This is a genomic window from Colwellia sp. MB3u-8, from assembly GCF_014076985.1.
GTDB lineage: Bacteria > Pseudomonadota > Gammaproteobacteria > Enterobacterales > Alteromonadaceae > Cognaticolwellia.
This window is the reverse complement of sequence record NZ_JACGVA010000073.1, coordinates 132,143-151,247: the sequence shown is the minus strand read 5'-3', so window position 1 is coordinate 151,247 and position 19,105 is coordinate 132,143. Positions and strand designations below refer to the sequence as shown.

Sequence of the window (19,105 nt, the reverse complement as noted above, 5' to 3'; positions counted from 1 at the left end):
AAATAAAATGATCACTAGCGAGTTGTCCTTTGCCATGTTCCCTGCACGTTGGAACTAAAATACTTAATGAATCCACACATCAATGCCAGATTCATTGCTACAAAAAATGCTAAAAGTGCGATTAACGTTGGTGTTTTCTTGCCATCTGCCTGTTGTTTAATGCCATAAAAGGCAGTGACATAAAATATTAATTGCGCTGCCAGTATCGCTTGATAAAAACCACTATCAAGTAACAGCACATTGCTAATCAGGGCGAGCAACATCAAATGTGGCACAAACCATCGGCAGACTTTATGGCTAATATAAGCGACAAAGCGCCAACCTAATAACGGGTTTAAAGCCCAATACATCTTAAAAAAAGCTTGGTAATTACCTAAGCCAATGCGCACTCTTCTGCCTTTTTCTTCGGCAAGGTTTGGGGCTATCTCTTCAACTGCTATGGCTTCAGGATCGTAAACTAAACAAAAACCTTGCTTTGCCACATTCATAGCAATTTGAAAGTCATCAACAATGGTGTTTGCAGGCAATGGCATAAACAGTGACTTTCTAATCGCATAAATAGCACCATTTGCCCCTTGTAGCGCATTCAGTCTAGATTCATGAAATTTTAGCACTTGTTCGTAACGCCAATATACGTTGTCTTTATTGTCACCCGTATCGCCATCCACTAAATGCAGCTCACCGCAAACCGCACCAATTTTATCATTGTTAAAATGCCGAGCTAATTGCGCTATAGTATCAGATTGAAAATGGGTATTAGCATCAGAAAATATGATGATATCGTCAATGGTTTTTTCAACTAAGTCATTTAAAACACTCATTTTTCCTCTGTTGGTGTTAAAAATATGCACATATAAATTTTCGATGTCAAAGGCTGAGAGTATGTCTGCGGTTTGATCGTTACTGCCATCTGAGCCAATTAATAACGTAAGCTTTTCTTTTGGGTAATCTAAGCTTAATAGGTTTTCTATTCTGGCTTTGATGCAAGACTCTTCGTTATATGCAGCAATAATGACAGTAACAGCTGGGTAATCCTTAATATTTAAGGTCCGGCGTTGATGTCTGCGCCATAAATACTTAGTGTCACTGAAAGCTTGTTTAATACCACTAAAAGTAAATAAAACTAACGGGTAAATAAAATAACTGTAGATAATTATTGTGACGCTAATCCAAAATAAGCTTTCCATTAACGTGCTGCCCCGTGATTTTTTTTCACATACGCTTTGGCAGGTATACCAAGCATAGTTGAGCCTTTATCAGCATTTTTAGTCAGTACGGCATTAGCACCAATTTTCACATCATCAGCGACGGTGAGCCCGCCAATAATTTTTGCACCAGCACCAACAAATATATTGTTAGCTAAAATAGGTGATTGACCTTTTTCATCGCCAATAACCACGCCACTTTCTAGGGTGATATTATAGCCGCCAACCACCTTAGAATTAATAACGACGCCAATAGGGTGCATAATGACAAAACCTGGGGCAAAGTCAGCACCACTACCGATAACACACGCATTTAAAAATTTATTAGCCCATTGAAAAAAGTAAGCCAATAAGCCAAGTTGGTGAGTAGCGCACCATCGCATACATCGATACAGCACATTAGCGCTTGTACCGTCAGCCATGAAAATCCTGAGCATACTGACATCAGCACCATCTTGGGCAAAAATTTGTTGTTTTCTTCTTAAGTCAGCTTTTAAATTATCCATTTCACTTAACATCTCGATTTATATCTAGATTAACGAGCGATAATAACTGCGCGGCGTTATGCTGCCATTGGCGCTCGCTTTCAATATAAGCACGGGCATTTATACCGACGGCTTTATGCGCTTTTCTATTATTAACAATGTCAAAAGCTTTGTCGATACAGGCTTGTTTATCACCTGCGGGAAACAACCAACTTGTAACGTTATCTCGAACAACCTCGGCAATAGGACTAAAGTCAGGAGCAATCATGCCTTTGCCCATCGCCATAAATTCAAATAATTTCATCGGTGAACCATAATCATTTGAATCGGGTAATATCCCTAAGTCCATGGCAGATAAATAGGATGAAACTTGGTGATGTGGCACTTTACCCGGTAAAATTACTTGCGATTCAACTCCGGCTTCAATCACCTTGTTTTTAATCCCCTCAAAAGCGACACCATCGCCTACTAGCAATAATACTAGTTCAGGTGTTTGTTTTAATCGATGGCAAACTAAATCTACAAACCAGTCAATACCATGCCAATGCACGAATGCACCCACATAACCCAGCACTATTTTGTCTTCAATACCGAGTTTACTTCTTAAAGCGCAGCCTGAGCTTTCATCAATGACAAACTTATCTAAGTCGGCCGCATTGGGTGAAACAACCGAGTTGGCAATCTCACCGTAGGCTTGCTCAGCGACTTGCTTAAATCGCGTTGAAATAAACACTAAGCCAGTAGCATTTTTAAAAGTCCAAGCCTCTATTTTTGCCGCAAGCTTTTTAAAGCTTAATGCACGCACCCTTTGAACTTGGCAAGAATCGTTAATTTCTAACACTATAGGTAAGTTATGACGTTTTGCCCACCAAACACTGGCAAACATAAATAAAGAATAACGTTCATAAATAAGGGTAATGTTTTTTTCTTTTACGGTTTTTCGTAAACGTATTACTGCGATTAAATTGAATGCAAGCTCAAACAGTTCAAAAACAAACTGTGGGACATGTTTGGTAAGATCAGACAGTATAGCGAAACTGCTTTTTTTGGCAGGTGTATGCTTAACTTGTTCAGACGCTAATTCTGTTTCTTCTGCTTCAGGTTCTGCGCCAGGTAAAGATAAAATATCAACCTTATTATTTAACTGCCTCAAGCCTTTAACAACCCCGCGAATATGCACACCTTCAGCACCTCTGCCACGGGTTCTATGATGAAATAATATATTCACTAGTGTTTATTCTCCAGTGCGTTAAAGCTATAGCCTTGTGCAAGCCATTGTGGAATTAGTATATCGAGTGCATCAATGCAGCGTTCGTGGTCGTCATGAAATAGAATAATATCGCCAGACTTAACGGGTTGTTTTAAAAAACGCTCAACAATTTTATTAGTAGGCTCTTTTAAAAAGTCCATCGAGTCTCTACTCCAATGTACGGCCGTTATTTTTTTTTGTAACATAGCAAACAGAAGTCTCATATCCCAGCGTCCTTGTGGAGCTCTAAATAATGTACATGACCGCTCTGTTGTTTGTGAAATAATTTTGTTTGCTTTGTCAATTTGCATTAATTTTTCAGCAAGTGAAATTTTATTAAATGCAGGGTGATTGTATGAATGATTAGCAATAGTATGCCCACGTTTATGTATTTCAGCCATTAAGTTGGGGTTTTTTTCAGCACGACTGCCAATAACAAAAAAGGTTACTTTAATTTGATATTTATCGAGTAACGGTAATAATTTTTTTATTACATTAGGCACTGGACCGTCATCAAAGGTTAAATAAATATTTTTTTCTTGCTGATTTTTGCTTAATAAAAACAATCGGTCGGGTAATACATATGACCTAAGTAGATACTTTAGTTTATGGAGCATTAAATGACCATACCATTAGTCAAAGAAAAATATATTGTAACAGTAACCATTTAGATTTATACCCTGCAATGTATAATTTAAAACTTATTGTAACGATAATAGAGGGATTTTTTATCTTATTAAAAGTTAAACCCAGTAACACAATAGTTTATTTTTCAAAGCTAAAACCCAGTATTTCAGCTGAGGTGTAGCATTTTATAATTCTCTCTGATTGTACCCACCACACTTCAAGATGCAGAATTTAGCAGCTGAAAATCATCATTAATTCCACTGCCTAAAATATCACTTGTTTTAGGCAGTGTTTGACTAATAAAAAACTCCTCAATTTTATCTCTGAATTCCTTCGCGGTTGAAAAATATTTATGATTTCTGACATGCTCATTCATTACCTTCCATAGCCGTTCTATTGGGTTTAAGTTTGTGCTGTAAGGCGGAAAATTATGAAGTTCAATATTAAGTTCATTCGCTTTATCATGCCCTTTTTTTATCCAACCGCAACTTACTTTCATCGCTTGGGTTGGATGCATAGCATCCATGAAAAATATAGGCTTATCAATTTCTTGAGATTTCAGCTCGTTATATCTCTCAATAAAATCAGCTTGTTTTGCTTCATCAAATTTATGAGGCACACCTTGAAGATATTTATAGATAAAACTATGTTGATGAAGCCATTTATTTAACCCTGAAATAGAAAAACGAATCTCGTAGGTTATCCTAATATATTCAATAATTTCATAAGAGCAGCGATAAGTTTGTAGCATGGGGTGAGCAACAACTTCATCTGTTTGTATTTTATTCAAATAAAGTTGTGAGCCACCATTTTCAGGGGCTAACTTATTTTTACTTACATAATCATCAAGATGCCAGGCGATAGTCGTTTCATGAAGTCGTAATGCCTGAGCAATCATCGACGTTGACCAACCTTCTGAACGAAGTAAAGTTGCTTTAATTCGATCTCGAACACGGCCATCAAGACTTGCATCATGCAGGGCTTCAAGATATATTTTTTGGTCGGTGGATATTTTTAAGTTTTTCATGAGGGATATCATGAGCTTAATTATTATATAAATCAAGCATCTCATTGAACACGGGTATATAGCTCTTCGTAGATATTTGAAATTACATCTATTGAAAATCTATCTCTAACTATTTTTTGGGCATTGTTCGTCATGCTAACTATTTTTTCTTCATTATCAATAAAATAATTAATTGCAGTTTCTAGCTGCTGAGAACTGTTAACATCTATTAGTAATCCTGATACCTGATTTGTAATTATGCTAGAAATAGCACCCACTTTTGTCGATATTACGGGTATGTTATTGGCCATTGCTTCAATTAAAGTCATGGGTAAACCTTCAGTATTTGACGTGATTAATAAGACATCAATGGAAGAATAGATGATATTTTCATCTGGTTGTATACCATGAAATACAATGTTTAAATTTGTAGCTATTGCTTCACTTTTTAATTGTTCCAAAAGGGGGCCGTCGCCAAATATTTCGACACTGATATTTTCCATATTATAATTAATGTTACCATTTTTTAATGTAGAAAATATTAATGAAATATTTTTTAATTCAATAAGCCGTGCTACTACACCTAACCGTATCTTAATTTCTCTCTTTGGTATTAGCGCCTTTTTACAGGGAATAACCACTCCATTACCAATAACGGTGATTTTTTCAGGGCTCCAATTGAAGCGCTCTTTTGATGCTTTTCCTGCAGATAAAGAAACAGCCGTAATAGTGTTGAGAAATGGGCGTGATAAAGTATGAGCTAATTTTAAAAAAGCTAATGGCGGGTTTGTTTCACCATGAATAGTGTAAATTGTTTTTTTAAAAAACCATAATGGTAAAATTAAGCATAGAGAACGGAGTACAGGGCTTGAATGAAAATGGAGTATATCTTTGTTTCGACAAATGCTAATGACTTGTTTATTTCTACTCAAAAATGAGCCGGATATGTAATGCACTTTTATCTTAGTGTTTTGTAATTTAATCGCAAATACATCTGTGGGTGAACCATAAGAAATAATATCTACTTCATAACCTTTTCTTTTCTGATATTTTACTAAATTGCAAACCAACTTTTCAGCGCCACCAATATTCAAACTACTAACAAAGTGTACTATTCTCATACATTCACTCGTTTTTTATGTTTCAAAGTCGATGCAATGTTAAGTTAGCATACTTTTATTAATTCAACGCTTTGTCTAGATGAACTTATCATACTACGAAATTTATAAATTTATAAATTTATTTATATTTCTACTATTATTGTTGATTTTAAATGAGAAATCACATTTGCAGGTTACCGTTACTAAACATAGAAAAGAATAAAAATATTTTTAACTATGAACCTAGCTAACTGTTATTCCTCAATAACAAAGAGATTAATTGTTTTTTATTGTTTTCCCAAGAAAATTGTTGACTATGAAGCTTGATGCTTTCTCTATCCCAATACCTAGCTAGAATATAGTCTAAGCCTTCTGCTACAGCTGAGTCTGATTGAGCAGATATTATTTTTCCACAAATATTTTCATTTACTACTTCAGGTATACCACCAACATTAGTGGCTAAAACAGGCGTGCCACAGGCCATTGCTTCAAGTACCACATTGGGTACTCCTTCATTATAGCTGGGTAATGCTAATAATCGTGCTTGGTTAATAAGTCCAGGAAGTTGATCGTGATCAACACCGCCAAGTAATGTAACTTTATCACTAATTGCCATGTTTTTTGCTTGGCTTGCTATTTGGCTACTCAGGTTACCTGGGCCTGCATACAGCAACTTTAGTGTCGGATATTTTGCGCTTATAGCTGCAAACCCGTTAAGTAGCTCAATAACACCTTTTTCTTTTTTTAAATTACCGACGTATAAAATGTAATTATGATTGTTTGGTTCGAATATGGAATCTTTAACTTGAAATTTTTGATGATCTACACCGTTGTAAATCACATGAATTTTTTCTTTGTCGATACCCATAGTGATCATTTCATCCGCTAACGCTTGAGAAACTGACAAAATACCCTTAGCGTTTTTACTGGCATTAACTATTTGCTTAGCACGGGCAGGTATTTTGCCATGTAAGTTAATGTCACTTCCGTGTACTTTGAAATAGAAATCGCAGTTCATTAACTTGCTAACCCAGCTAGCAGATACGGCTTCAGGAAAAGCCCAACTGGCTAATATTTTTTTAGGCTTATTACGCACTAACCATAAACCTGAATGCAGCATTATCGAGGCAAACATCATAGCGCTATAAAATCGACGACCAAGTTTTGGCAGATAAAAGTAGGGCACATATCGTAAGCTTTCTGATTGTTTAATCTCTTTTCTATGCAAAAACCAATCTGGAAAGGCAATAGGCACCAAAACACTTTTGCTAAAGTCATCATCGAGTTGAGCAAATTGCTGGCGGTTAAATGTCGCTCGATTAGGCTCCCAAGGTAACGGATATAAATTCGTCAATATTACTAAAGATGGTTTGTTGTCACTAGACTTCACAAATGGTAACCCTATTTTTACCGCTGGCGGTTAGCGGAATATCATCAACCATATTAAACACTAATTGTAATTCATTTTCAGCGTATTTATTTATTTCTTTAGCAATGTCATCTTTGTTTTGTTCAGTAAAGTGCTTATTGGTAATCAATAGTATCTGCAAACTAGATATTTCGTTTTGCTTAATTTGAAATTTATCTATACCAATAAATTCTTTAAATAAGTGTGGAAAAAGCTCGCCGGGAATTAATTTACCCGACGCGGTTTTAATAATATCGAGTTTACGACCATCAATACTGCTCATAATGGGTAATGGGTTTTCGCAGCCGCAAGGTTGGTCTGTTAAAGTCGCTCTATCGCCATTTATATATCTAATTAACGGCATGCCATAATTATATAAGTCGGTTACAACCAAGTCGCCAGATTCACCGGTTATTGACTGGCCTGTATCGTTAACGGTTTCTACTACTAGGTGATCACTATTAATATGCAGGTTTTTATATGCTTGGCATTCTGCTGACATCAGCATAAATTCACGACAACCAAAAGTATCATAAACTTCACAGTTAAAAGCTTTTTCGATAATTTTTCTTTGAAATTCGTACAATGGCTCGGCGCCAGTAAGAATTGTTTTCGGGGAGAATACCGAAATATTGTGTTCAATAATAAATCGAGCTAATACATATAAAGGGTTCACATAAGAAACCAGCGCGGTAGGTCGATAATTATTTATCTCCTCAACATAGCTAGGCATATTATGGGTATTCATGGCAAAAGAATTGAGCATTTTTCGATTGTAAAAAGCATGATATAAATTATTCTTAAGTGTTTTTAACTTTGTTGGCTGGCCTATATCAGCACCCCATAAATATAAAGTTTTTTGACCTAGGCCTGCATCTAGCCAGCCGTATCCCCGCCACATAATAGCTTCACGCCGTGTATTGCTGTCGGTGTTTAATTCAAACCTAAAGAGTTGCCCTGTCGAGCCTCCTGTTGCTTTTTTGATATTATTAGCATAGTTTTTAGCAACTAACCCTTGGTAGTGCTTGGTAATATCGTCTTTGCTGACCAAAGGAAGCTTTTCAAAGTCATTCATATTTTGAATATCATCAATTGAATCAATCCCCGCTTTGGCCCACATCTCAGGGTAAAATGTTGTGTTGTCAAAAGCATGAATAAGCAGCTTTTTTACTTCATTCCATTGATGCGATTTTAGCTGTTCAGATGACCAGGTTAGATGAGACTCGTATGCATTCAGATAAAAAAGTAAATTTTTACCTTTTATTTTTTCGTAAAGAGGCATGAGCAATTTTTGCAGCAACGAGGGGTAAAATGGCATGGTTTAATCCTTTATACAAATTTTTTGCAATGTACTTAACTCAAGCCTGTGAAACCAAATAAAGACTATTCATTATTATAATGTCAGCCACCATATCTAAATTGTGAATTGTCTCTGTCGATATCAGGGCCTTAAAGCGCATTCTTAATACCGGTCGATTAATGCCAATGGCACCTTTATCATGTTATGAACCTAGTAGTATTAAAATAGCGCTAAATTACAGTTTTAACAAATTAATCACTAATAATTAACCTAAAAATCACCTGGTAAGATTTAATAATAGCCGTTGTTCAACCCTGAATTGATCCTATCAATTGCATCGAATTCACCTTGGCCACAAGCAATAGCACTTAATGGTAATTCATAGCTAGCTGTGTACTGAACACTATTTATCAACAACATGATTCATATGTAAGTAATTGATTTATTTTATTAATTTATACTGGAAAATCACTGAAATTTGGCTCGTATACTAGCAAAGAATAATGCTGGTAATTTACCTTAAACAAGGGATAATACTTAGCCGTTTGCATTTATTGGGAGTTTTCTGCAGTGTCTGAAATATTAGTATCAATTGTTGTACCTGTGTACAACGGTGAAAAGTATCTTAAAAAAACTATTGAATCAATTCTTGAGCAGACTTACTCAAATTTTGAGCTGTTACTAATCAACGACGGTTCCATAGACAGCTCTGCTAAGTTGATTGACAGTTTAGTTGCTACAGATAACCGAATTAAAGGTTTCTCCAAAGAAAATGGTGGCGTAGCAAATGCCCGAAACTATGGAGTGTCACTTGCCAAAGGTGAGCTGATAGCTTTTTGTGACCAAGATGACTTATGGCTGCCAGACAAGCTTGAAAAACAGCTTCCCCTCTTTGAAAACCCTAATGTTGGACTGGTCTATTGCGGTGCAGTCGTTGAAGCGCTTTTATATGGAAAAACCTCCAAGGGTAGTTTAGCCAATAAGCAAAGAGGGTATGTGTTTGACCAGTTAGTGCAGTTAAATATGTTAACGTGTTGCACGGCTGTGGTACGTAAAAAACACTTATTAAAAGCAGGTGGTTTTGATGACGACTTGGCTCTTATGGGGGTTGACGACTGGCACTTATGGTTGAAAATGTCATTGATATGCGAATTTGATTTTGTGCCTGAGCATTTGGCGGTTCATGTTTTTCATGGCGACAATTACTCCTCGAATGATGAGAAAATGCATCAAGCCGAACTGGTTTGCTTAGTAAAAATTAAAGAGCTTGCCACGCAATGTGATAAAACTGCTCAATGGGCTGATATCATACAAAATCTACATATACGCTATGCGCAATGTTATGTGTCTGCGGGTTTGTTCAATTTGGCGGGCGATACTTTTATGCGTGCCCACCAAACGAGAAAAAATAGTTTATTTTGGGCCAAAGGGTATATGCTAAAATTAGTGCCTGATTTTGTTTGGAAAAGCCTGCAAAATGCCAAACGCACTACTGCTAAATAAATCACCATTGAAAAGTCAAATAAGTAGCACTAAATGACAGACACTCAGGATCTTAAAAGTCAGGTATTACAATCACTTAAATGGGTTGCCTTAGGTAAAGTTGCCACTCAGGTTGTTCGCTGGGCAATGACATTCTGGGTTATAAGAATGCTAGTGCCTGAAGACTATGGTGTTGTTGCTATGGCCGACATAGTTTTTGGCTTTCTGCCGCTTTTAATTGGACCATTATTTACGCCTGCGCTTATTCAAGCAAAAAACTTGTCCCAAAAAGCACTCAAGCAAGCTTTTGGCATGATTATCATTCTCTACTCTGCTATTTTCTTTTTACAAATAGGCTTTGCTGATGCTATAGGGGCTTTTTACCAATCAGAAAACGTCGCCAGTATTTTAAAGGTTAATGCTTGGGCTTATCTTGTTATCGCACTAAACGTTATCCCATCAGCCTTGTTAGCGCGCAGTATGGACTTTAAACGAATATCCATAATTGCTGCCATAGCAAATATTACCGCAGCTCTCACCACCTTAGTTTTGGCCTATTTGGGCTATGGTTTTTGGGCACTCATTATAGGCGAAATGGCCTCGTTAATCTTGCGAACTATTTTGATACTAGCGATTAAACCTATTACATTTCTACCTGAATTTAAAATTTCCGAAGTCACACAATATATGAAGTTTGGTGGAATATTAACCTTACATTCTATTATATTTTATGTGTTTTTACATATGGACATCGCCATTGCCGGACAGTTTATGTCGGCTGCTGAGGTAGGGTTATATGCTATAGGATTACATATAGCCCTCATGCCACAAAAGAAAATGCTCCCCTTACTTAAAGAAGTAGCGTTCCCTGCCTTTTCTAAAATTCAAGACCAACCCAAACGTATTAACGCCTATATTGTGAAATCACAAAAATTGAGCCTTTTGGTTACTATCCCGGTATTTTGGGGCCTTGGGGCAACAGTTGACCAAATTATTCCGATTATAATTGGCGAAAAATGGAGTGGTGCCATTATACCCACTATGATCATTTTATTTGTTATGCCGCTGCGTTTTAGTGAAGAACTTTTCAATCCAGCCTTAAAAAGTCTAAAAAAGGTGAAACACTTATTGGGTAATATCCTCATTATGCTGGTTATCATTCTCATTTTTCTGCTTTATTTCATGGATATGGGGGCAACGGGTTTGGCATTGGCATGGGGGGTTGGCTTTCCACTTTCATACCTCATCATAGCAACGAGAAATTGTCGTTCTTTTAAAATACCCGTAACCGATATTTTGAAAAGCTTTCTCTCACCTATTATTGCAGGCATACTGATGATCGTTTCTGTATTCTTAAGTAAGGAATGGTTAAGCGCTGTCGTCATATCCAACCTGCTTGGACAAATCGCTATTGGCGCAGTAACCTTTGCGGCATCAATATGGTTACTGGATAAAAAATCGCTTGTGGAAATGAGTACTATGCTCAGAAATAAAAGGGCTTAATTTATGGAAAAAGTTAAACAGCTATTTCTATTGTGCATTAACTTGTTTCTTTATGGGATAAGCCAGTTAATAACTAAAAAATCAGGTTTATGGGTATTTGGCGCGTGGTTTGGCAGTCGCTATAGCGATAATCCTAAAGCGTTTTTTGAATATACCAATCAACATCAAAAGCAGATAACCGCTATTTGGATAAGTAAAGACCATGCTGTTGTACAAAGTGTGCGTGACCAAGGATACAGGGCCTATCACGCAAATAGTATACTAGGCTTATGGTGGCAAAGTCGCGCCCAATTTGCCTTTGTTTGTCAGGCGTTACAAGACGATCTTTACGCACCTTGCATAAGCAAGCAAACCATAGTGGTGAATTTATGGCATGGCTTGCCACTTAAAAAAATTATGTATGATGTTTTTGGTGAAAAAGTCATTCACAAGAATGTTATTGGTCGATTGTTTGATTACTTATCACCTTATGAAAAACAGCGAAATGACTACCTAATTGCCACTAGCCCTGAAACACAAAAAACCTTGTCAAAAGCTTTTCGTGTACCGATAGAACGCACATTGATTACTGGTTTCCCTAGGAATGATGTTTTTTTAAACTTACCTGTTAAAGCAGAAAACACACCTTATCAATGTATCTATATGCCTACATTTCGCGGTGGTCAAGGCAGTGAATGTGATTTGTTTGCTCAATATGGTTTTGATGTAAACGTTATAGATAGCGTGCTCGCGGAAAATAATATAGCACTCGTTTTACGTATGCACCCGGTTAACAAACCTCCACAAGCCCTTATTGAACAAATTCAGCATTCCCGCAATATAGAGATTGATTACTCAGCAGATATTTTTGACACTATAGCTTTATATGACTGCATGGTGACTGACTATTCAGGAGGTTATTTTGATTTTCTGCTGTCCAATAAGCCGATTCTTTTTGCGCCGTTCGATCTGGAGAAATATAAAAAACAAGAGCGTGATTTATATTATCAGTATGAAGACGTAACGCTGGAGCCATACGCATATAGTTGGCCAGAATTGATTGATAATATCGTCGCGACTAAGCAAGAAGGTATAAGCGCCAATTACCAACAAGCTTACAATTTATTGAAAGTTAAATTTCATCAAGCCAGCGTTGGAAATGCTCAGCTATTTTCTGCGGAGCTCTATCAGCGCCTTGAGCAGCTTAAAATTAACTAAGCGGTCATTATTTTTATCTTGCTGCTATTGGCAAAGGCTGATTATCCCCATTGAAATAAGTAGTCGATCATTCTAAAGCGGTTTCATATGTAGGATCTTAAGGGTTAGTTCTAAAATGTATCACTGTTCTTCTGAATAAAAGGTGCTTTCGTGTCTTATTTATGATCTTATTGTTTCGCCAAAAATAACAAGTAAATAAGACACGAAGCCAATGAACCTTACGATATTAACAGAAAAAATCAATGCTATTTTTAATGAAAAAAAACTTTTAGCTTTAGCTAGAGAAAAGAAGTTTCTTCTACGCTCTCGTCAACTCAATCCTTTGAAATTACTGTTATCAGCCATTACGACTTTAGGCAGCCAATCAAAAGCTAACTTGGCGGACATCCACCGTCATTATCAACATCTCAGCGGCATGACGATTAACTATAAACCTTTTCATAACCAAATTAAAAAGACACAGTGCCATGACTTTTTCAAAGAATGTTTTACATACGTAATGCAGTCTTGGGTACTCCAATCATTAAAACTAACGTCACTTTCAACAGGGGCTGCTTTCCCTTTTTCGCAAATAAAGTTACATGATGGTTGCTCATTTCAAGTACACGATAATTTACAACAGATTTACCCTGGTCGTTTTAAATAACGTTTTCCTGCGGCTGTTGAACTTCACGTTACCATGGACTTACTCACTGGCAGCATCGACTACCTAGCATTAGGGCCTGATACCGCGCCAGAAAGACCGCATGCACCGCAAGCAAGCTCATTACACGATACGTTATTACTCACCGATGCAGGTTATTTTGATCGCAAGAAAATCATAGAAATCGATAAACAAGGCGGTCATACCATTACTCAAGCAGCCTGTAGCATTAATCCTGTTGTGGTGGAAGCTTATGACTTTCAAGGAAACGCTTTAAATAAAGCACAAGGTAAAAAATTAAACACATTAAAATTACGTGATAAAAATAGCACGCTTGATTTAAAAGTACGCTGGCCCAGATATGACTTTAATTTTCGTGTCATTGCATTTTGGTATAAGAAGAAAAAACGCATCGGTTATTTGGTCACGAACTTAGCAAGAGAAACAGTGCCTGCCTCAGATGTCGTTGAACTCTATCGATTAAGGTGGCAGATAAAATTGTTATTTAAAGAGCTAAAGTCATATTGTAATTTGAAAAAATTTAGCACAAGCAATGAAGATATTGTCAGTACCCTTATTTATGCAAGTTTTATTACCGTATTGCTTAAGCGACTTATGGCATATAGCACAGAAGCCTTAAAGTCAGTCTGGATATCTACGCAAAAAACAGCGAGGATGGCTTCTAGTTGGCTGTTATTATTGGTGGTTCACGTTAGCCAAGGCCTTCCAAGTATGGCTGCCCTCACAGAGTGTATTGATACCATTGCCAAGTTATGTGAACGTGCCCCCCTAAACGAGACTTAAGGGATGGGCTGTATCAGTTTGGTGTTATATCGCTGGTTGATATTTAAGCGAATGGCTAAATAATAGGCTTAAGTACCTACATATGAAAGCTGTTTAAATACCATTAATGCGTTGCTTTCAATCCCAATAGCCCGCTATGACTTAATCAAGCGCCTTGTTTATGAAAAATTATCCTCGTTTAAAATTGATCAATTGCTATTCGGTGCTGATCTCGGTTCAGGTGTAATATTAAAAAGGGCATATGGCTTAATATACTGCTTAAGCTTTAGAGCCTTTGATTCTACCAAGTGCCATGAAAGATAGGCGCAAGTAAAAGTAAACAGGGTCGATAGCATGACCATTTGCACAATAGATACCTCGTTTACACTTACGGCTATTAGTTGTTGTACCGGCCACGCATAAATATATATTCCGTATGAATAGTCGCCAAAATTATTGTACTTTCTGATACGACCTTTAGGGATGTAAGCGATGTAAAGTACGATATACGGTAATAGCACAGTATATAAAACAAAAAAGATATCATGGTTAAATGAGGAAATCGCTAAAATGGCTAGGCAACTCCATAATAGTATAGGCTTAAAGGCAATTTTACTTTGACATAAATAGATTACCGCACCATAGAAAAATATTGTTCCAAATCTAAATATTTTATATTTTTCTCCTCTAATTTCAGTAAAAAAGTGAAACTGAAAATAATTTACAACGCAAAAAGTAAAAAAACATATTACTAATATTGCTAGCCAGTTGGCTTTGTATAGTAAGTTGAGTAGTAACGTTATAAAGCCAAAAACACCAAGGAAAGCATACATTCTCAATTCCCATGGTAGGGTCCATAAAGAACCATTTACACTGTTATCAAATGGCGCTGTATCAAACACTCCCGGTAAAATTTGTACATCACCTAGTAACATAAAAGAATTTTTTAAGAAGAAATTAAGCGTTATACCTGAAGAGAAGTATTCATTAATCGTTAATTGGCTCACAGCTGCGCCAATAAGCACACATATAATTACCGCGACAATAAGCCCAGGGTATATGCGCAAGGCTCGTGCAGCTGCGAACTCAAGCAAGTTTTTACGATAGAACAAGCTACGAGCAACCAGTAAGCCACTAGTGATGAAAAATATATCGACGGCAATGTGGCCTGGAGTAATACCTAATAAAGTCCGTAAAGGCTCATTTTGGGCGTTTCCCGTAGCTAATGCAAAACTATGGCTAAACAATACAGCAAAAGCTGCTAACATCCTTATGAGGTTGAAATTGTTATCTTTAGAATTAATCAAATGTGATAAGTGCATAATGACCTCTAAAAATTAAGTGCTGACTAAATGACTTTTATAGGCACTACAAAAAGCAAAGAGGTTTAAAACCATCCAAACCTTCATGGCCAAACTATGATTTTTTGCTAAATTTTTATCGTCTAATAAAGAAAGTACAAAACTTGTATCAATAACTTGATTGGCAATGTTGTTTTTATCGGCAAGGATTTTTCTTGCATCGTCGGCAAAGCTACCACCTAACCATTTGTCTAAGGGTACAGGAAAGCCCATTTTTTTACGGTATAAGACATCATCAGGTAAGTATTTTTCACCGACCTTCTTAAGAATATATTTAGGGGTGTCATGTATTTCTGAGCTTTGATCTGCCAATTTGTTTTTACCGAGCACTTGGTCTTTGGATGAATTCCATTTCAGCTTGTATTTATTCGGAATGCTAAAGGCAAATTCAACTAAGCGATGGTCAACAAAAGGCACTCGTGCTTCTACTGACGTAGCCATTGTCGTCGTATCAACTCGAGATAATAGCCCTTGTAAATGCACCGTTTCGAACGTATACATCATTTTTGTTTGATAATCAGCACCTGATACTTCATTAAAACTTTGTTTAAATTTTTGGTTTAATGCTAATTCGATTGTATGCCAATCAATATTTTTTGCTAACAGGTTTTGCTTTAATGCTGGTTTGGTATAGCTGTAGTTATAGATGAAGTGCTCGACATCTGTTTCAAATTGCTGATCACCATATTTTTTCTCAAAAAGCGCTGAAGTTTCTTGTTGATTTTTTAGTGCATCTTGGTTGATAAAATCATCAGTTGAGCGAAAAATTCGGCCATAGCCGCCAAATATTTCGTCTGCACCTTCACCTGAGAGTACAACAGTAATTTCCTTCTTAAGCTCTTGACTCATTAAATATAAAGGCACTTCATTCGGTACTGATAACGGGGCATCTTTATAAGCAACAAGCTTGTTTAAGGTATCAAAATACTCAGTGGCATCGATATTTATTGCTTTATGATCGGTTTGATAAAGCTTAGCGACACAATCTGCATATTCAAATTCATTGTAACCTTGCTCAGAAAAGCCAATAGTATAGGTTTTAATTGGTTGTGCGGAATACTTTGACATAATCGCAGTCACTAAACTTGAATCTACCCCACCAGAAAGATATGCACCAAAAGGTACGTCAGAAATCATACGGTATTTAATTGAAGAATGCAGTAACTCGTCTAATCGCTTTAGGTAATAGGCTTCGCCTTTATCTTCACTTTGGTCGACAAAATTTGATAATTGCCAATATTGATGCTGTTCGGTGCCTGATGGTGTTATACGTAAGTAACTACCCGGCTTTAGGTTTTTTATACCTTCGAAAAATGTTTCGTCTAAAATAGAATAACGATAGGAAAAATACGACGAGACCGTTTTTTTATTTAGGTTAAATTTTTGTTTTGCTAAGGGTAAAATAGACTTTACTTCGGACGCAAATATATAGCCATTGCCCTTAGGAAGATAAAACAAGGGTTTAATACCTAACCTGTCTCGCACAACATAAGTACAATCAACCCCAACTCTTTTATCTACAATGATGAAAGCAAACATGCCAATAAATTGTTGAATACAGTCAATACCTAAATGTAGATAAGACTTTAATAATACTTCAGTATCTGACTGAGTATTAAATACAATTCCAGCACTTTCTAGCTCCGCTCTAATTTCTTTAAAGTTGTATATTTCACCATTGAAAATAAGCGCGACACCTTTACACTCAGAATACATAGGTTGGTGACCAGCCGAAGACAAATCAAGAATACTTAAACGTGTATGCCCCAGCCTGTTACCATGGAATTCATCAAAACCAATATCGTTTGGGCCGCGATGTGACTGCAGCTTTAACGCCGCATGAAAGTCTGCCTGGCTGATGTTTTGCTTGATATCACCTATGGTCGCTAATATTCCGCACATATATTGCCTGTCCTTGCTTGAATGTCTTTCTGAGTTATTAGTCTTTACGTAAATCTAACAATACGTTGTTAATTAGTGTAGAGGAAGTGCCTTTACTATAGGGGAAGTACACTACACGTACACCTACTTCTTGGAATTTCTGGTCAATACTTTCCCACTTCTCGGTTTTAAACCAGTCATCACCAACAAACATAACATCAAACTTCACCTTCTCCCACTGAGTATATTTATCCATATCTTCTTGCGGAATTACCGCGTCGACATAACGACAAGAACGGACGACTTCCATGCGCTCTTCAAATGAAATAACAGACTTTTTATTTTTATAACTCACCAGTTCGTCGGTCGTAACGCCTACCACTAACTTGTCACACATGCCTTTTGCGTTGCGAAGTAAATTAACATGTCCGACATGGAACAGGTCAAAAACACCGGTTGTGTATCCTAAAATCATTCCTTTCCCCTAATTTTTAATAAAATGGCTTATAAACCCACTTTTAGCGCCGCATAAACAGCAACAATTATCGCCCAAGAATACCAGGCACATTTTATCAACATGCGAGGTTCGAATAGTTGCTCTAGCTCTGGTCTCATTTGAATAATACGTAAATGGCTAGCGGTAAACATACCCAAAAACACGAACAGTAACAACGTAAAGTGCCTGCTGATGAAAAATGCCGTGATCATAAAACCGACCATGGAAAAGAAGAGGGTTTTATTTATTTTCAGTTCAGCAGCATATTTAAGTTTTAATTCTGCAGTTACATCTTCTTCATCAAAGGTCATATATTTTTTCATCAATAAGTAGCCTACCAACATAGACAATATTAATACGCCGCCCCATAAACTATAACCCGGCACACCCAACTCTGCAGCAACATGAATGTAGGAATTATGTGCGACCAGGCCGTGTTCTTCTAAAAAGTTACCCATACCAACACCCAGTAGGGGGTTTGCCATTAACATTTGTACACCGGCATACCAAGCTTCCAACCGTCCCTGTGAAGAGTCATCGTCAGATGATAAACCGCCAAACTTAGTTAACAGTGTTGCGGCGATGGGCGCAGCCAAGAGTGCAAATAGTATGAGTTTTGCTCCAGCTTTAGTGATGAGGTAATAAACACAAATGAGGCAGATTATGCCAAGCAGGGTGCCTCGTGAGCCAGTCGCATAAATGCCATAGCAAAGCGCTGCGAATATTAAAAGCATCACCCATTTCTTGGTAAAACCACCTTCACTGTAAAAATAGGCAACAAAGGGAACATTTAACACCAAAAACATCCCTAGGTCATTTGGGTCACCGAAAAAACCTAAATACGCGATACGCATTTCGATACCGCCAACAGACTGTGAATGCCCGATACCATATCCGGCCTGTCCATTAAAATGCGTTTGTTGATAATAGCCGTTGTAGACCATAATAAGCGCCGCAAAAATGCAAAGGTACATCAGCATATGTTGTCTTTTAATGCTAGTGGTACAAAGGCTAAAGAGAAAAAATGGAATGATGGAACTTATAAAGAGTTTTTCCGCTTCTTCTATACCTTCCATGCCTGAACCGTTAAAAAATCCCGATAGTACAATGAGCGGGGCTAAGGCAAATAGCATTAAGTGTTGAGGAATAATTTTAATAGGACGTAAGGTGAAAATAGTAAAAACAAATGAGATTATGGCGAATATTTGAATAAATATATATTCTTCGGTTGCTATAGAGAATTCATGTGGGCGGATCAGAATAGAAAAGGTATAAAGATACAAAAAGAAAAAGGCGATGGAGGCGTCAGTAGCTTTTTTTGGCGGTAACTGTCGGGCCATTGTAATATTTATCCATTAAAAAGTAAGTTTTGCTTTTGT

Annotated in this window: 16 protein-coding genes and 1 pseudogene; 5 read left to right on the top strand and 12 right to left on the bottom strand. The window is 37.0% G+C overall.

Annotated features, from left to right (window positions below; all coding sequences use genetic code 11):
- Positions 1-14 precede the first annotated feature (14 nt).
- The 8 genes from H4J54_RS17545 to H4J54_RS17510 form a co-directional block, all read right to left on the bottom strand.
- Complete coding sequence (locus H4J54_RS17545; protein WP_182192275.1) at positions 15-1,187, bottom strand: glycosyltransferase family 2 protein; 1,173 nt, start codon at positions 1,185-1,187, stop codon at positions 15-17.
- On the bottom strand, positions 1,187-1,711 hold the full coding sequence (locus H4J54_RS17540; RefSeq protein ID WP_182192274.1) for a serine O-acetyltransferase: 525 nt from the start codon (positions 1,709-1,711) through the stop codon (positions 1,187-1,189). The genes H4J54_RS17545 and H4J54_RS17540 overlap by 1 nt, the downstream gene beginning before the upstream one ends.
- 1 nt (position 1,712) lies before the next feature.
- Positions 1,713-2,918 (bottom strand): glycosyltransferase family 4 protein, encoded by a 1,206-nt coding sequence (locus H4J54_RS17535; protein WP_182192273.1) that lies wholly within the window; start codon positions 2,916-2,918, stop codon positions 1,713-1,715.
- Positions 2,918-3,556, bottom strand: a complete 639-nt coding sequence (locus H4J54_RS17530) for a polysaccharide deacetylase family protein (RefSeq protein ID WP_182192272.1) — start codon at positions 3,554-3,556, stop codon at positions 2,918-2,920. The genes H4J54_RS17535 and H4J54_RS17530 overlap by 1 nt, the downstream gene beginning before the upstream one ends.
- Positions 3,557-3,783: 227 nt before the next feature.
- Positions 3,784-4,605: a transposase gene (locus tag H4J54_RS17525; protein WP_182192508.1), complete on the bottom strand. Its 822-nt coding sequence runs from the start codon at positions 4,603-4,605 to the stop codon at positions 3,784-3,786.
- A gap of 29 nt (positions 4,606-4,634) precedes the next feature.
- Positions 4,635-5,693 (bottom strand): glycosyltransferase family 4 protein, encoded by a 1,059-nt coding sequence (locus H4J54_RS17520; protein ID WP_182192271.1) that lies wholly within the window; start codon positions 5,691-5,693, stop codon positions 4,635-4,637.
- A 226-nt stretch (positions 5,694-5,919) separates the two neighbouring features.
- Entirely contained in the window at positions 5,920-7,062 is a 1,143-nt protein-coding gene (locus H4J54_RS17515; RefSeq protein ID WP_182192270.1) for a glycosyltransferase, read from the bottom strand.
- Entirely contained in the window at positions 7,052-8,398 is a 1,347-nt protein-coding gene (locus H4J54_RS17510) for a phenylacetate--CoA ligase family protein (protein WP_182192269.1), read from the bottom strand. Before H4J54_RS17510 ends, H4J54_RS17515 begins: the two co-directional genes overlap by 11 nt.
- A gap of 552 nt (positions 8,399-8,950) precedes the next feature.
- Here H4J54_RS17510 and H4J54_RS17505 point away from each other — a divergent pair.
- From H4J54_RS17505 to H4J54_RS17485, 5 genes and pseudogenes are all read left to right on the top strand, one after another.
- Positions 8,951-9,883 carry a glycosyltransferase family A protein gene (locus H4J54_RS17505; RefSeq protein WP_182192268.1) on the top strand — a complete coding sequence of 311 codons (933 nt, stop codon included), beginning with the start codon at positions 8,951-8,953 and terminating at the stop codon, positions 9,881-9,883.
- A 33-nt stretch (positions 9,884-9,916) separates the two neighbouring features.
- Positions 9,917-11,365: an oligosaccharide flippase family protein gene (locus tag H4J54_RS17500; RefSeq protein WP_182192267.1), complete on the top strand. Its 1,449-nt coding sequence runs from the start codon at positions 9,917-9,919 to the stop codon at positions 11,363-11,365.
- A 3-nt stretch (positions 11,366-11,368) separates the two neighbouring features.
- Positions 11,369-12,562 carry a CDP-glycerol glycerophosphotransferase family protein gene (locus H4J54_RS17495; protein WP_182192266.1) on the top strand — a complete coding sequence of 398 codons (1,194 nt, stop codon included), beginning with the start codon at positions 11,369-11,371 and terminating at the stop codon, positions 12,560-12,562.
- A gap of 211 nt (positions 12,563-12,773) precedes the next feature.
- Positions 12,774-13,208: a hypothetical protein gene (locus tag H4J54_RS17490; protein ID WP_182192265.1), complete on the top strand. Its 435-nt coding sequence runs from the start codon at positions 12,774-12,776 to the stop codon at positions 13,206-13,208.
- Positions 13,209-13,229: 21 nt separating this feature from the next.
- Positions 13,230-14,009 (top strand): annotated as a pseudogene (locus H4J54_RS17485) (IS4 family transposase); the annotation flags it as partial.
- A gap of 188 nt (positions 14,010-14,197) precedes the next feature.
- Here H4J54_RS17485 and H4J54_RS17480 read toward each other — a convergent pair.
- The 4 genes from H4J54_RS17480 to H4J54_RS17465 are packed head-to-tail and all read right to left on the bottom strand — an operon-like array spanning position 14,198 to position 19,066.
- A complete protein-coding gene (locus H4J54_RS17480; protein ID WP_182192263.1) occupies positions 14,198-15,310 on the bottom strand; it encodes an acyltransferase in 1,113 nt (370 codons plus the stop codon).
- A gap of 15 nt (positions 15,311-15,325) precedes the next feature.
- Positions 15,326-17,251: an asparagine synthase (glutamine-hydrolyzing) gene (asnB, locus tag H4J54_RS17475; RefSeq protein ID WP_182192262.1), complete on the bottom strand. Its 1,926-nt coding sequence runs from the start codon at positions 17,249-17,251 to the stop codon at positions 15,326-15,328.
- A 37-nt stretch (positions 17,252-17,288) separates the two neighbouring features.
- The gene (locus H4J54_RS17470; protein ID WP_182192261.1) at positions 17,289-17,705 is read right to left on the bottom strand and encodes an adenylyltransferase/cytidyltransferase family protein; all 417 of its coding nucleotides are present in this window, start codon (positions 17,703-17,705) and stop codon (positions 17,289-17,291) included.
- Between the two features lie 29 nt (positions 17,706-17,734).
- Positions 17,735-19,066, bottom strand: coding sequence for an O-antigen ligase (locus tag H4J54_RS17465; protein ID WP_182192260.1), 1,332 nt, complete (start codon positions 19,064-19,066; stop codon positions 17,735-17,737).
- Positions 19,067-19,105 lie beyond the last annotated feature (39 nt).